9 protein-coding genes are annotated in these 14,481 nt (G+C 72.7%); 7 read left to right on the top strand and 2 right to left on the bottom strand.

The genetic code is table 11. The features are described 5' to 3' along the window. The first annotated feature begins 25 nt into the window (after positions 1-25). The 6 genes from ACIRQ7_RS11750 (at position 26) to ACIRQ7_RS11725 (ending at position 9,466) form a co-directional block, all read left to right on the top strand. On the top strand, positions 26-1,825 hold the full coding sequence (locus ACIRQ7_RS11750) for a peptide ABC transporter substrate-binding protein (RefSeq protein WP_404261863.1): 1,800 nt from the start codon (positions 26-28) through the stop codon (positions 1,823-1,825). After that, positions 1,822-2,772 (top strand): ABC transporter permease, encoded by a 951-nt coding sequence (locus ACIRQ7_RS11745; RefSeq protein WP_404261862.1) that lies wholly within the window; start codon positions 1,822-1,824, stop codon positions 2,770-2,772. Before ACIRQ7_RS11750 ends, ACIRQ7_RS11745 begins: the two co-directional genes overlap by 4 nt. After that, positions 2,769-3,668 (top strand): ABC transporter permease, encoded by a 900-nt coding sequence (locus ACIRQ7_RS11740; protein ID WP_404261861.1) that lies wholly within the window; start codon positions 2,769-2,771, stop codon positions 3,666-3,668. The genes ACIRQ7_RS11745 and ACIRQ7_RS11740 overlap by 4 nt, the downstream gene beginning before the upstream one ends. A 94-nt stretch (positions 3,669-3,762) precedes the next feature. After that, positions 3,763-5,835, top strand: a complete 2,073-nt coding sequence (locus tag ACIRQ7_RS11735; RefSeq protein WP_404261859.1) for a dipeptide ABC transporter ATP-binding protein — start codon at positions 3,763-3,765, stop codon at positions 5,833-5,835. A 136-nt stretch (positions 5,836-5,971) separates the two neighbouring features. Beyond that, positions 5,972-6,487: a hypothetical protein gene (locus tag ACIRQ7_RS11730; RefSeq protein WP_404261857.1), complete on the top strand. Its 516-nt coding sequence runs from the start codon at positions 5,972-5,974 to the stop codon at positions 6,485-6,487. A gap of 6 nt (positions 6,488-6,493) precedes the next feature. After that, a complete protein-coding gene (locus tag ACIRQ7_RS11725) occupies positions 6,494-9,466 on the top strand; it encodes a M48 family metallopeptidase (protein WP_404261855.1) in 2,973 nt (990 codons plus the stop codon). Between the two features lie 20 nt (positions 9,467-9,486). Here the strand turns inward: ACIRQ7_RS11725 and ACIRQ7_RS11720 are convergent, their stop codons facing one another. Then, complete coding sequence (locus ACIRQ7_RS11720) at positions 9,487-10,284, bottom strand: L,D-transpeptidase (protein WP_404261853.1); 798 nt, start codon at positions 10,282-10,284, stop codon at positions 9,487-9,489. Between the two features lie 517 nt (positions 10,285-10,801). On the opposite strand from ACIRQ7_RS11720, the gene ACIRQ7_RS11715 reads away from it, so the two are divergent. Beyond that, positions 10,802-12,199 carry an NADP-dependent succinic semialdehyde dehydrogenase gene (locus ACIRQ7_RS11715; RefSeq protein WP_401466671.1) on the top strand — a complete coding sequence of 466 codons (1,398 nt, stop codon included), beginning with the start codon at positions 10,802-10,804 and terminating at the stop codon, positions 12,197-12,199. 123 nt (positions 12,200-12,322) lie between these two features. Here ACIRQ7_RS11715 and ACIRQ7_RS11710 read toward each other — a convergent pair whose 3' ends face one another. Beyond that, positions 12,323-14,461: a SpoIIE family protein phosphatase gene (locus ACIRQ7_RS11710; RefSeq protein ID WP_404261851.1), complete on the bottom strand. Its 2,139-nt coding sequence runs from the start codon at positions 14,459-14,461 to the stop codon at positions 12,323-12,325. Between the last annotated feature and the right edge of the window lie 20 nt (positions 14,462-14,481).

Raw genomic sequence — 14,481 nt, 5'->3', positions numbered from 1 at the left:
TCGACGGTCGACCCCCGGAGGCGGCATGGGCCAGCGCAGCACACGCATACGCGGGCCCCTGGGGCGCATCCTGGCCGCTGTCCTGCTCGGCACCCTTGCGGCGGCCGGGTGCGGACCACGTGGCAACGTTGTCACCGAGGTCGGCGCCACCGGCGGTACCCCCGTGCGGGGCGGCACCGCCACCATGGCCCTGCCACCCGCCTCCACCCCCAACTGGATCTTCCCCATCGGTGCCCCCGGCTTCCTGGCGACGTACAACAGCGCCCTCCAGAGCCTGCTGTTCCTGCGGCTGTTCACGCCCGGGGAGAAGGGCGGCGCGCTGACGATGGAATCGCCGCACAATCTCGCCGAGGCGCCCCGCTACAGCGACGGCAACAAAACCGTCAGCATCACGCTGAAGAAGGGCTATGCGTGGTCCGACGGAAAACCGGTCACCGCGCGTGATGTGAAGTTCTGGTTCACACTCATCAAGCACAACAAGGAAGACTGGGCCGGGTATGCGCCGAAGCTCATGCCGGATGACGTCAAGGCCTTCGAGATCGTCGACGCCCGCACCTTCCGGCTCCGCCTGGACCGGGCCTACAACCCGGCGTGGTTCACCGCCAACGAACTCGAAAACTTCGTCGCGCTGCCCGAACACGCCTGGAACCCCCGCCACGAGGGCCCGAAGAAGGCCTTCGCGCGGCTCATGCACCACGCCCGTCAGTTCTCGGAATTCGGCACGGACCCGTTGTGGAAGACCGTCAACGGGCCCTGGACGATCGAGAAATGGAGCACCTCGGGGCAGGTGTCTCTGGTCCCCAACAAGAAATACCGGGGGCCGGACACACCCCATCTGGACCGGGTGGTGTTCAAGCCCTTCACCACCGCCGACTCCGAATTCAATGTGCTGCGCGCCGGCGGCGTCGACTACGGCTACATCCCGCCGTCCGTCATGGCCCAGGCATCGAAGTTCCGGGAGAGGGGCTACCGCATCGACCCCTGGGAGGGCTGGGCGGTCACCTACATCGTGCTGAACTTCCACCACCCGACGGCCGGACCGCTGCTCCGCCAGGCCTATCTGCGCCAGGCCCTCCAGCACCTCATCGACCAGAAGGCGATCTCCGAGGTGGTCTGGCACGGCAGCGCCACGCCCACCCTCGGCCCGGTCCCCGCCGCCCTGATGGATGACAACCCCTTCCCGTACGACCCGAAGAAGGCCAGGGCGCTGCTGACCGCACACGGCTGGTCCGACCACGGCGGCACACTGCGCTGCACGCGTCCCGGACGGGCCGCGGGGGAGTGCGGCGCCGGCATCAAGCACGGCCAGGAACTACGGCTGTCGTTGCTCTCCCAGTCCGGCTCCACCGAGACCTCCAACACCATGCAGGCCGTCAAGTCCGACTTCGACAAGGCAGGCGTCGCCCTCGACATCCGGCAGCAGCCGCTCAACACCGTGCTGGGCACCACCGTCCCCTGCAAGGAAACCGAACCGGCCTGCGCGCAGTGGCAGCTCGGCTTCTTCGGCACCCAGGGCAGCTGGTACTTCCCCGCGGATCCCAGCGGCGAGCAGATCTTCGCCACCGACGCCCCGTCCAACATGGGGAATTGGTCCAGCCCGAAGACCGACCGGCTGATCCGTGCCACCGAATACTCCGACGACCCCGCAGCGATGCGTGACTACGGCCGCGAGGTCGCCCGGCAGCTCCCCGTCCTGTGGACCCCCAACCCCGCCTACCAGGTCTCCGCCATCCGCAACGACCTGCGCGGCGTCGACCAGAACCCGACCCTCACCCTCGCCCCCCAGGACTGGTACTTCGTGAAGAGGGGAGGTGCCGGCAAGTGACCGGCTTCCTGGTCAAGCGCCTCGCACAGGCCGTCGTCGTGCTGCTGCTCGTCTCCGTCATCGTCTTCGTGCTGCTGCACATGCTGCCGGGCGGCCCGGCCCGCGCCATCCTCGGCGTGCAGGCCACCCCGCAGTCCATCGCGCACTTCAACCACCAGCAGGGATACGACCGTTCACTTCCCCAGCAGTACGTCATGTACCTCGGTCGGCTGCTCTCCGGCGACCTCGGCGAGTCCTACAGCCGCAACCAGTCGGTGGCCGCGCTGCTCGCCGAACGCCTCCCGCGGACCGCACTGCTGGCCGGACTGTCGCTGCTGCTCGCCGCGCTGCTCGCCGTCCCGCTCGGCATCCTGCAGGCCGTACGCCGCGGCCGGGCCGCCGACCACACCCTGACCGGCCTCGCCTTCCTCGCCTACGCCACCCCGGTGTTCTTCCTCGGCCTGATCCTCATCCTCGTCTTCAGCCAGCAGCTGCAGCTCTTCCCCGCCGAGGCGCCGCAGGCCGACACGGTCGGCGGCATCCTCGCCGAGCTGCCCGCGCTCGTCCTGCCCGTGGTCACTGCCGCGCTCGGCATCATCGCCGCCTTCAGCCGCTATATGCGCTCCGCGGTCCTGGACAACCTGAGCGAGGAGTACGTCCGCACCGCGCGCGCCAAGGGCCAGTCCGAGGCCCGGATCATGGTCCGGCACGTCCTGCGCAATGCGCTGATCCCGTTGGCCACCCTCCTCGGCCTCTACCTCCCGACCCTCTTCAGCGGCACCCTCGTCGTCGAGTCGATGTTCAACTACCCCGGAATGGGGCTGCTGTTCTGGAACGCCGCCCAGGGGTCGGACTTCCCGGTGCTGCTCGGCGTCACCCTGGTCGTCGGCGTCGCCACCGTCCTCGGCTCCCTGGTCACCGATATCGCCTACGCCGTTCTCGACCCGCGCATCAGGAGCGTGACGTGACGACCACCGCCCTCGACGCCACCCAGCCGGAGGCGGCCCTCGCCACCCCGGGCCTGGCCCGCCGCACCCTCGCCGTCTTCTCCCGCAACACCCTCGCCCTGACCGGCGCGCTGGTCCTGGTGGGGCTGCTCGCCTTCTGCTTCCTCGGACCGCTCGTCCACCCCACCGAACAGATCCACACCGACCTGACCCAGGCGGCCCTGGCGCCCGGGGCCGGCCATCCGCTGGGCACCACCGACCTGGGCTACGACCTGCTCGGCCGGCTGATGTACGGCGGCCGCACCTCCCTCGAAGTGGGGCTGGCAGCAGGCCTGTTGGCGACCCTGTTCGGCACGGTCTACGGGGCGGTCGCCGGCTACTCCGGCGGCTGGGTGGACGCCGCGATGATGCGCGTCACCGATGCGGCACTGGCCATCCCGGCACTCTTCCTGCTCGTCGTGGTCGCCGCGATCGTCACCCCCAGCAAGCCGGTCCTCATCCTGATCATCGCGTCCGTCGCCTGGCTCTCACCGGCCCGGCTGATCCGCGGCGAGGCGCTCGCGCTGCGCAGCCGCGACTACCTCCACGCGATGCGGCTGATGGGCGGCGGCGGTGGCCGCGCCGTGTTCCGGCACATCCTGCCGAACGCCATCGGCACCGTCATCGTCAACGCCACCTTCCAGATCGCCGACGCCATCCTCTACGTCGCCTATCTGTCCTTCCTGGGCCTGTCGATCCCGCCGCCCGCCGCCGACTGGGGCTCCATGCTCTCCTCCGGCATCACCTACACCCAGGTCGGCTACTGGTGGCTGATCTTCCCGCCGGGCATCGCGATCGTGCTGGTCGTCGCGGCCTTCCACTGCATCGGGGACGGCCTGCGGGACGCCTTCGACGTGCGGCTCCAGAAGCACGGATGAGTACCCCGCCCGTACGGGCGAAGAGCGCGGCCGACAGCACCGGCAGCGAGGGCATCGACCCCCCTCGCGTGGAACCGAAGCGAGGACCCACACCATGACCGAACCGCTCCTGCGGATCGACGGCCTGCGGGTCGACATCGCCGGCCGCGGCCGCACCGTCCACGCCCTCGACGGCATCGACCTGGACCTCGCGCCCGGCGAAGCCCTCGGCATCGTCGGCGAATCCGGCTGCGGCAAAACCATGACCGCGCTCTCCGTCCTCGGGCTGATCCCGGGCGGCGGCAACGTCACCGGCGGCCGGATCCTCTTCGACGGCATCGACCTCGCCGCCGCCCCCGCACCCGTCCTGCAAGACATCCGCGGCCACTCCATCGGCATGGTCTTCCAGGACCCGCTGACCTCCCTCAACCCCACCCTCACCATCGGCGCGCAGGTCGCCGAACCCCTGCTGCTGCACACCCGGCTCACGAAGGCGCAGGCCTGGGCGAAGGCCGAGGAGACGCTGCGGCTGGTGGGCATGCCGCGCCCCGCCGAACGGATGCGCCAGCATCCGCACCAGCTCAGCGGCGGTATGCGCCAGCGCGTCGCGATCGCGATGGCGCTGGTCTGCGAACCCCGCCTGCTGATCGCCGACGAACCGACGACCGCGCTCGACGTCACCACCCAGCACCAGATCCTGGAACTCATCGACGAGCTGCGCGCCCGCCTCGGCATGGCGATGATCCTGGTCACCCACGACCTGGGCGTGATCGCCCGCCGGGTCGACCGGGTCGCGGTGATGTACGGCGGACGGATCGCCGAACACGCCCCCGTACGGTCGCTGTTCGCCACGCCCCGGCACCGCTACACCCAGGCCCTCTTCGCGGCCCTGCCGCACCTCCCGCCGGGAGATGCGGCCCCCGCCGGCGGCACCGACGCGCGGCCGCTGGCCACCATCCCCGGCCTGCCGCCGTCCCTCGTCACCCGCCCCCTCGGCTGCCGCTTCGCACCGCGCTGCGGCTTCGCCACCGACCTCTGCCGCACCAGCGAACCGGACCTGCAAGCAGGCGCCGGCGGCGGCGCCCCGCACACCTTCGCCTGCTTCCACCCGGCGGACCCCGCCCCCGGCAGTGACCCGGTCGCCGAGGTCCGGCCGCCCGCACCGGCCGCGCCCGCCGCCCGCACCGCGGAGCCGCTGCTGCGCCTGGCCGGCGTCGCCAAGACCTACCCCCTGCACGGCGGCCCCTTCGCCCGCCGGAGCGCGGCCGCGCAGGTCAGCGCGGTGGACGGGATCTCGCTGACGGTGCGGCGCGGGGAGACCTTCGGGATCGTGGGGGAGTCCGGCTGCGGAAAGTCGACGCTCGGCCGGATGGTGGTCGGCCTGGAGCCCCCCACCGCCGGCACCATCCACTTCGCCGACCGCGACATCGGCACCCTCACCCGGAGGGAACTGCGCGCCCACCGCCGCCAGGTGCAGCTGATGTTCCAGGACTCGTACGCGTCCATGGACCCCCGGATGCGGGTGGGCGCCGTCCTGCGGGAACCGCTGGTCGTCCAGGGCATCGGCGACAAGGCCGAACAGCGGCGCCGGATCGCAGGGCTGCTGGAGGACGTCGGGCTGCCGCAGGGGGCGGTGGACCGCTATCCGCACGAGTTCTCCGGAGGCCAGCGCCAGCGGCTGGGCCTCGCCCGCGCCCTCGCGCTGGCGCCCGCCCTCGTCGTCGCCGACGAACCGGTCTCCGCGCTCGATGTGTCCGTACAGGCGCAGATCCTCAACCTGATGCGCGATCTCCAGCGGGACAAGGGGCTCACCTACCTCTTCATCTCGCACGATCTGGCCGTGGTGCGCCATCTCGCGGACTCGGTCGGCGTGATGTACCTGGGCAAGCTCGTCGAGACCGGCCCCGTCGAGCAGGTCTTCGCGCGCCCGCTGCACCCGTACACCCGGGGGCTGCTGGACACGGTGAACGTGCCGGACCCGGACGCCGCGCCGGCGGGCACCCCGCTGGGCGGTGAGACGCCGTCGGCCGCCGCACCCCCGTCGGGCTGCCGCTTCCGCACCCGCTGCCCGATCGCCACGGACCTGTGCGCGACAACCGAGCCGCCGCCCGCCGAGCCCAAGACCCCCGGCCACCGGGTCGCCTGCCACTTCCCGCTCACCGCCGGAGCGGTCGCCGGCGGACGGTAGGAGGGGATGGCCGGAGTCGGCGCGCCTTCCGGGCGGGGTGTTCCACCGGCCCGCTGTTGAGCGATCGCATTCCGTGCCACAGTGTCATCGGCTGACACGGTCAGTGCGGAAGGCGCCGGACCCTCGGGGGGATGACATGGGTTCAGAAGCACGCTCGTCCAGCGGCATCCGCGTACGCCATCTGGTCCGCGGGGTGGTCGCCGACCTGGCACCGGATGAACTCCCGCTGGTGGACGGGCTGTTCCACCTCGACGACGCCGCCGCCGTCCGGCGCCTGACCGGCCGTCGGCAGCGGCGCGAGCCGCTGGGATTCGGCATGGGCGAGATCGCCGTGCTGGTCACGCCGGTGGTCTGGCTGGCGCTGGACCAGGCGGGCAGGCGCCTCGCGGACGCCGCCCTGGGCAGGACGGCGAAGGGGGCAACCGCCGTGCTGCGCCGGATGTTACGCCGGGACCAGGCGCCGGTCACGGTGCCCCCGCTGACCCGCGAGCAACTCGTCGAGGTGCGGCGTCTGGTGCTGGAGACCGCCGCGCAGCGGGGTCTTCCGGCCGGGCGGGCCGCGGAGGTCGCGGACGCGGTGGTGGCCCGGCTGTCGCTCGCCGAGCCGGATACGCCGGACCCCGGCAGGCCGGACCGGGCCCCCCAGGACTAGCCCCCGATGGCCATGTCCGGGCCCCGGTCCCGGATCGACGAACGGGCGATGGGCGCGGGTACCACCGTGCGCTTCGCGATGCTGGTGGTTCTGCTGCTCGCCGCCAGCGGCGCCATGATGCTTCCGGTCATCAAAGACCTGCGCACCACGGACCAGGTGGGCTGCCAACTCGCGGCGGGCATCGACCCGGACACGGCCGGGGACATGGCCTCCGCGCTCAACGCCCTCGGGCAGGCCATCGCCTACCGCGCCTGCATCGCCAAGTACGCACCCCCGCCCCCGCTGTGGGAGATCTACGGCTGGCCGGTCCTGCTGTCTCTCACGGCAGCGCTGCTGTTCGTTCTCCTGCCGGTCTGGAAGGCCCGGCGGAACCGCGCCGTACCGCTGGACTCGGTGGACAGGGACGGTGAACTACGCACCCTGTTGGCCGGGTTGGCGGAGACCGCCGGCCTGGACCGGCTCCCCTGGGTGGTCGTGGACCGGGCCGAGATCTCCACCGGCGCGGTGGTGTTCGGCCGCAACCGCCGGCCGACCGTGTGCCTGTACGGCGGCCTGCTCGCCTGCCGACGCAGCGATCCGGAGCGCTTCCGGGCGGTACTGCTGCACGAGTTCGCCCACATCGCCAACCGGGACCTCACCGTCACCTACAGCACCGTCGCCATGTGGCGGGTGTTCCTCACCCTGGTGATCGTGCCCTACCTGGCCTGGGTGAGCACCCAGGTCTACGGCGCCTTCAAGTGGTGGACATGGTCCACCCACGCCCCGTCCCTGATCCGAGGCGTGCTGCTCCCCGCCCTGACCGTCGCCCTCGTCTACCTCGCGCGCTCGGACGTGCTGCGCAGCCGGGAGGTCTACGCGGACCTGGCGGCGGTGCGCTGGGGCGCGGACCCCCACGGATGGGACGTCACCCCCCGGGCCCCGGCGGGCGGCAGCCTCCGGCGCGCGCTCGGCTCGCTGCGGCGGCACTGGGGCACCCATCCGCGGTGGGAGGAGCGCCGTGACGCCCTGGCGGATCCGGCGCCCCTGTTCGGGGCCCGCGCGCTGCCGATGTTCCTGACCGGAGCCGCGGCGACGATGGTCAACGTCCACCTGCTGGCCTACCTCTCGACCTACGAGCTCTACAACCTGTGGCGGATCCAACTGGTCTCGCTGGCCCCCGCCGCGCTGGTCGCCGGGGTGATCGGGACGGCACTGTGGCGGACGGTGGCCTACGCCGTCCTGACGGGGAGCCCGGTGCCCTCCGGGGTGCGGGCGGGGCTGTGGCTGGGTGCCGGGATGGGCGTCGGCGGCCTGCTCACCGGATACGGCATGGGCGGCTACGAATGGCTGCCGAGGCGGCCCGCCCTGCTCGTCCTGGTCGTCGTCGCGGGGGTCGCGTTCGCCTGGTGGGTCACCCAGTGCGCCCATCTGTGGGCCAGTACCTGGCGCGGGCGCTCCCTCCGTCCGCCGCTGCTGATCGGCCTGCTGTCCGGCACGCTGGTGCTGTCCGCGTGGTTCGCCTGGTGGACCATGGACGGGACGGCATGGGCGGCCGGCACCTCCTACAGCGGTACCGGCATGCGCCAACTCCTCCTCCAACTGTTCCCCGGCTCCGACACCGGCCACCCGGCCGGCGTCTCCCCGGGCGCCGACGGGATGCGGTCGGCGGTGGTCTCGGCCGTCGCCGCCGTATGGCCGGTGCTGAACGGCTTCGTCGCCGCACCGCTGATTCCCGCTGCGATCGCCGCGCTGTGGGTGGTGCCGCTGGCGGCGTGGGCGATCGGCCGCGCCGCGGAGACCCCGCGCTGGGTGGCCGGCGCGCTGCCCGGCAGCGGTGACCGGGCGGCTCCGGCCGGGGAGCCGATGCCGTCGCTGCGCCGTGTGCTGTGGCCGGGGCTGCTGGGCGGTGCGGCGAGCTGGCTCCTCCTCGTGGCGGTGCAGGCCTACCTGCACACCTCGCAACCCGGCCCGCTGCAACGCGGTGGTCTCTATGAAGTGCGCTACCTGACGTGGATGTTCATGGCGCTGGTGGGGCCGGCGGCGGTGGCGGCGGTCGTTGCGGCGGTGCGGACCGGCCGCGGCCGCAGGCTGGCCGGGACCCTGATCGCGGCGGAAACGGCGGCGCTGCTGGGAGTCGCGGGGATGCTGGTGCTCGTCTCCGCGGACGGCTGTGTCAGGCCGCTCGACACCCTGGCGAGCAGCTGTACTTGGCATCCGGCCTGGCAGTTGTTGCAGTGGACGCTACCGCGCCTGGTCAACGGCACCTTCGTACTCGCCGCGATCATCGCCCTCCTGGTGGCCGCGGCCGGATCTCTCGGCCGGCGCGCCCGGCCGCAGCGGACGCGGGCGGCGGGGCCGGCCGGGGAGGCGCCGGGGGAGCGGACCGGGCGCGGTGGGCGGTCTGCGGGCCGGCGCCTCCCCGTGCGCCGGGTGGCGGGCGTGCTCGCCGTGGCGGCGCTGGGAATCGCGGTGGTGGAGCCGAGGTACCTGGCCAAGTGGCACACCATGACCCCTGACTCGGCCACCGCGCAACAGTGGACGCGGCAGTGGTCGGATGTCCCCGCCCTGTCGGTGTCCGCCGAGACCCGGGAACGTCAGGTGCACGCCTGGCACCGCCTCGGCGGCCACTACCTGCTGAACCACGCCACGGCCGACTACGACTACCTCCGGGGCGTGCTCCGCGCGGCCGTCGACACCCGGCACACGCAGCTGACCGATCTGGCCAAACTCCGGCCCACCTGCGCCGACTTCGGCAGGATCGCCGGCTGGGTGAACGGCGCCTACTTCAGGGTCCCGGACCCGACGGCCCAGGCGGCCTGGCAGGCGCTCGGCACCCAGGCGCAAAAGGGCAGCCAGGACTGCCAACGCGCCCTGGACCGGAAGGACGACGCTCTCTTCGTCACCGCCATGCGTGAACTGATCGCCGCCGGAAAGAGCGCCGCGACGGTCACCCGCAGGGTCACCTCGGTGCTGCACGAGGCGGGGTACGACGGCTACTGAGCCGACTTCCGCCGGGTGCGCTAGTAGCGGGTGAGCGACGTCGGCCCGTGTGCCGTGCCGATGGCGAGGTGGGGACGCTGTCCGGGCCGTACCCAGGACAGGATCCGTGCCATCGCGCCGGCCGGGACGGACACACAGCCGGCCGTCGCGCCCTTCCCGTTGACGTGCAGGAAGATCCCGGCACCCCGGCCGTGCACCGGCCGCCGGTAGTTGAACCCGACGACCAGCGCCCGGCTGTACTGCGTCGGGTAGTCCGCCAGCCGCTCGGATTCGGCGGCCGCGCAGTCGCCCGGCCGGGGGTCCACCCAGCGGTTGTACGAGGTGGAGGCGTTGTCCTCGCACCACCAGGAGTCGGGGCCGACCCGGCGGTAGGGCGTCGTGGTGCCGGCCGGCGCCCGGCCGGTGCCGAAGGCGAACGGCAGGTCGTACAGCCCCGTCGGGGTGGTCGAGGTGCCCTGCACCCGGGTGGTGCCCTCGGTCAGCCCGCCGGAACCGAAGCGGGCGGGAGCCGAACCGGCCTTCCGCCAGAGGCCGTTGTGCCGCTGCCACCAGGTCAGGGTCCCGGTGGTGGCATCCGTGCCGGCGGCTCGGGCGGTGAGGAGCTGATCGCCGCCGCCGGTGTCGGCCATGCGGTAGGGGAGCGGAATGCGGTCGGCGGGGGACGGGGTGGCCGCGGCGGCGGGGGTGGCGAGCGCGGTGAGCAGGGCGAGTGCGAGCAGCGCGGCGGGGGCCCTCCCGGCGCGGTTCCTGGCCCTGGTCCTGTTCCCGGCCGGCTGCTCGGACCTCTTCGTGATCCTCTGTGTACGCGTCATGGACATGGTCGCAATCTAGGCCGTGCGAGCCGGCCGGGCGCCTCCCGAACAGGTCATCCCGCAGGGGCGCGCGCCCGCTCCCGTCGTCCGCACCGCCCCGCCCGTGGCCCGTCCGCATCCCGTCCGGCGGTAATCCGTCGTGCGTACGGGCCATGGACGGGCGAAACTCGGGTACAGGGGCCACGTGCCATCAGCCATCCGATTCTGGAGGCCCGCAGTGCAGCCGCGACACCCCATGCAGCGACCCGGCACCCTGGACCGCGATCCCGTACCGACGCCGCCCCCGGACCCCGGAGGTCCCGGCCCCGTGCCCGACCCGCTCCCCGGGCCGACGCCCGCGCCGGTACCGCCGGAGCCGGCGCCCGCGCCCGGACCGCCCGAGCCGGGCCCGGTGCCGCGGCCGCCCGGCCCCGACCCGGATCCGGTCCCCGACCCGTCCCCGGAGCCTTCACCGCTGTCCTAGGGCGTTTCGGACACACCACGGGACGCCCATCCGCCACCGCATCCAAGGAGGTGCCGCACCATGGCCATCGCCACGGTCAACCCGGCCACCGGCGAGACGCTCAAGACCTTCGACGCGCTCAACGCCGGAGAGATCGAAGACCGTCTGGTCCGGGCCGACCGGGCCTTCCAAGAGCACCGCACGACGACCTTCGCCCACCGGTCCGCGCTGCTGCTCAAGGCCGCCGAGCTGCTCGACGCCGACCTGGACGGCATCGCCCGCACGATGACCACCGAGATGGGCAAACCCCTGGCCCAGGCGCGGGCGGAGGCCGCCAAATGCGCCAAGACCATGCGCTGGTACGCCACCCACGCCGAGGAACTCCTCGCCGATGAGCACCCCGACCCCGCCGACGTCCACGACTCCGGTGCGACACGCGCCGTGGTGCGCTACCGGCCGATCGGCACCGTGCTCGCCGTGATGCCCTGGAACTTCCCGCTCTGGCAGGTCGTACGGTTCGCCGCGCCCGCCCTGATGGCGGGCAACACCGGGCTGCTCAAGCATGCGTCGAACGTGCCGCAGACCGCGCTCTACCTGGAGGAGCTGTTCCGCCGGGCGGGCTTCCCCGAGGGCTGTTTCCAGACCCTGCTGATCGGCTCCGGCGCCGTCGAGGACATCCTGCGCGATCCGCGGGTCGCCGCGGCGACGCTGACCGGCAGCGAACCGGCCGGCCGCGCCGTCGCCGCGACCGCCGGCGACGAGATCAAGAAGACCGTCCTCGAACTCGGCGGCAGCGACCCCTATCTCGTGCTGCCGTCGGCCGACATCGAGAAGGCCGCCCGCACCGCCGTCACCGCTCGCGTCCAGAACAACGGCCAGTCCTGCATCGCCGCCAAGCGCTTCATCGTGCACAGCGATGTCTACGACGACTTCGCCGCGCGCTTCACCGACGCGATGGCGGCGCTGACCGTCGGCGACCCGATGGACGAGAAGACCGACGTCGGACCGCTCGCCAGCGCGCAGGGCCGCTCCGACCTGGAGGAACTCGTCGACGACGCGGTGCACCAGGGTGCCGCGGCGCTGTGCGGCGGCCGGCGCCCGGCGCAGCATCCGGCGGGCTGGTTCTACGAGCCGACCGTGCTGTCCGGCATCACCCCGCAGATGCGCATCCACCAGGAGGAGGCGTTCGGGCCGGTCGCCACGCTCTACCGCGTCGCGGACCTGGACGAGGCGCTGGCGGTCGCCAACGACACACCGTTCGGGCTCAGTTCCAACGCCTGGACCCGGGACCCGGACGAACAGGCCCGACTGGCACGGGACTTGCAGGCCGGCGGGGTGTTCTTCAACGGGATGACCGCCTCGCACCCGGGCCTGCCGTTCGGCGGCGCCAAGCGTTCCGGCTACGGCCGGGAGCTCTCCGGGCACGGCATCCGCGAGTTCTGCAACATGACCACCGTCTGGTACGGCCCGGAGGACTGAACGCGTCCGGTCCGGCGGCTTTTCCGCCGCCGGACTCAGGGTGTACGTTCCGATCAGGTCGAGCCGGCCGACGGCCAGGTTGGTCGGTTCGGCCCTTGTGAACGCCCGGGTCCCTCGTACGGATCACGCCGGGCCCGCGCCGTCCGGTACATCGAACTCACACCACAGGGCCTTGCCCGAGCCGCGCGGCTCGGCGCCCCAGCGGTCCGCCAGAGCCTCCACCAGCATCAGCCCCCGGCCGGACGTGGCCGTCTCGCCGGGGCTGCGCCGCCGCGGCCACTGGCTGGAGCGGTCCTCGACCTCCAGCCGGATCCGCCGCGGGGCCCCGGGCAGCAGCTCGACGGAGACCAGCGCACCGCTCTCGGTGTGCGTCAGCGCGTTCGCGATCAGCTCCGAGGCGGCCACCTCCACATCGTGGGTGACGTCGCCCACCCGCCACTGGTCCAGCGTCCGGCGCAGCGACGTACGGACCTCGGACGCGCCCGACGGGTCGGCCTGGTGGACGTGCAGCCGCAGGCGCGGGCTGCTGGCGGTCCCGGGGTGAGGCAGCCGGTGCAGCAACAGGAGCGCCATGTCGTCCTCCGAGCCGGGTTCGGCCCACAGGTGGTCGGAGATCTGGTCGGCGAGCGCCTCCAGGTCGCCGGGCCCGGCGCGGACCGCGGCGGACAGCGCGTCGATGCCGGTGGTGATGTCCCGGCCGGGGTGCTCCACCAGGCCGTCGGTGCACAGCAGCAGCGTCGAGCCGGGCTCCAGGAAGAGCTGGGTCTCGGGGAAGTGGTCGCGCCCGAACGCCGTGGCCACACCGAGCGGCAGTCCGCCGCGGGTCTCGGGCCAGTAGATGTGCCGGGCGCTGTCGCTGATCAGCGGGCCGAGATGGCCGGCCCGCGCCACGTGCAGCGCCCCGGACTCCAGGTCCGCCTGGACGTAGGTGCAGGTCGCGAACCGTTCGGTCTCCAGCTCGGCCAGGAAGCGGGAGGCCCGCACCAGCACCGTCTCCGGTGAGTGCCCCTCGCTGGCGTAGGCGCGCAGCGCGATCCGCAACTGCCCCATCACGGCGGCCGCATGGGTGTCGTGGCCCTGGACGTCGCCCACCACCAGCCCGGTCAGCCCCTGGGGGAGGGGAATCACGTCGTACCAGTCGCCGCCGACGTCCCGGCCGACGCTCGCCGGGTGGTAGCGGACGGTGACCTCGCCGCCGGTGATGGACGGGACCCGGCGCGGCAGCATCGTGGCCTGCAGCCCGGTGGCGAATTCCCGCTCCTGGTCGAAGAGGGTCGCCCGCTGCAGCGACTGCGCGACCACACTGGCCAGTGCCAGCGCGAGGTTCCGGGTCTCCGTCGACTGCACCGACGGCTCGGCGCTGAGCAGCGCCAGCGCGCCGATGACGGTGTCCTGCGCGACCAGCGGCAGGAAGGACGCGCTGCCCGTCGGCAGCATGTCGGTGTAGGGGCGCAGCCGCGGGTAGCGGGCGATCAGCTCGCCCCGGGTGCCCAGGAAGGCGGGCCGCCGCGAGAGCACCGCGTCGGACAGCGGCAGGGTGTCGTCGAGCCGGGAGTTCATCATGTCCTGGGGCACCTCGCCCTCCAGGCCCACGGTGGCGATGACCTCGAACCGTTCGTTCGCGACCAGCCCCAGGACCAGCGCGTCCGCGCCGAACCGCTTGGCGCCTCCGGTGCCGGTGAGCACCCGGGTCACATCGGCGACGGACAGCGCACGGGCCAGCGCTGCGGTGGTCTGCTGCACCATCAGGGTCTGCCGCTGGCGCTCCTGCTGGAGTGTGCGCAGCAGCGCGGAATCCGCGAGCTCGCCGGAGGCCTCCCGGACGATGCCGATGATCCGGTACGGCATCCCGCCCTCGTCGTGCAGGATCCGGCCCTGGGAGTGCGTCCAGCGCAGCGTCCCGTCCCGGCCCTGGACCCGGAAGTAGGCGCCGTAGGAGGAGGAGCCGTCCTGGAGTGCCTGGGAGAGGGCCGCGTCCAGCCGCAGGCCTTCCTCCGGAGGGACCCGGGCGACCAGGGACAGCGGCGCGCCGTCGTATTCGTCCGCGTGCAGATCGAAGACTTCCAGCGCCCCGGGGTCCAGGTTCATGAACCCCTTGTCCAGGTCCCAGTCGAAGGTGCCCATGCGGTTGAGGGAGAGCCGCCGCCGCAGGCCGATCGGCTCGTGGTGCGACACACCGGGGGCGTGCTCGTCGACACGGCGCGGGTCCCGGTCGGTACGCGGGTCATAGCCCTCGTGCGACGGTCCGCTCTGCCCTGTCACGCGCTGTGCCTCCGCCTGTC

Origin of the sequence: Streptomyces sp. NPDC101393 (genome assembly GCF_044767385.1) — a bacterium.
Lineage (GTDB): Bacteria > Actinomycetota > Actinomycetes > Streptomycetales > Streptomycetaceae > Streptomyces.
This window is presented reverse-complemented; position numbering and strand designations above follow the sequence as displayed.

Excerpts from the sequence above, each read along its gene's own strand:
- ACIRQ7_RS11750 (WP_404261863.1), top strand. The coding sequence starts at position 26 with ATGGGCCAGCGCAGCACACGCATACGCGGGCCCCTGGGGCGCATCCTG.
- ACIRQ7_RS11735 (WP_404261859.1), top strand. The coding sequence starts at position 3,763 with ATGACCGAACCGCTCCTGCGGATCGACGGCCTGCGGGTCGACATCGCC.
- ACIRQ7_RS11730 (WP_404261857.1), top strand. The coding sequence starts at position 5,972 with ATGGGTTCAGAAGCACGCTCGTCCAGCGGCATCCGCGTACGCCATCTG.
- ACIRQ7_RS11725 (WP_404261855.1), top strand. The coding sequence starts at position 6,494 with ATGGCCATGTCCGGGCCCCGGTCCCGGATCGACGAACGGGCGATGGGC.
- ACIRQ7_RS11720 (WP_404261853.1), bottom strand. The coding sequence starts at position 10,284 with ATGTCCATGACGCGTACACAGAGGATCACGAAGAGGTCCGAGCAGCCG.
- ACIRQ7_RS11715 (WP_401466671.1), top strand. The coding sequence starts at position 10,802 with ATGGCCATCGCCACGGTCAACCCGGCCACCGGCGAGACGCTCAAGACC.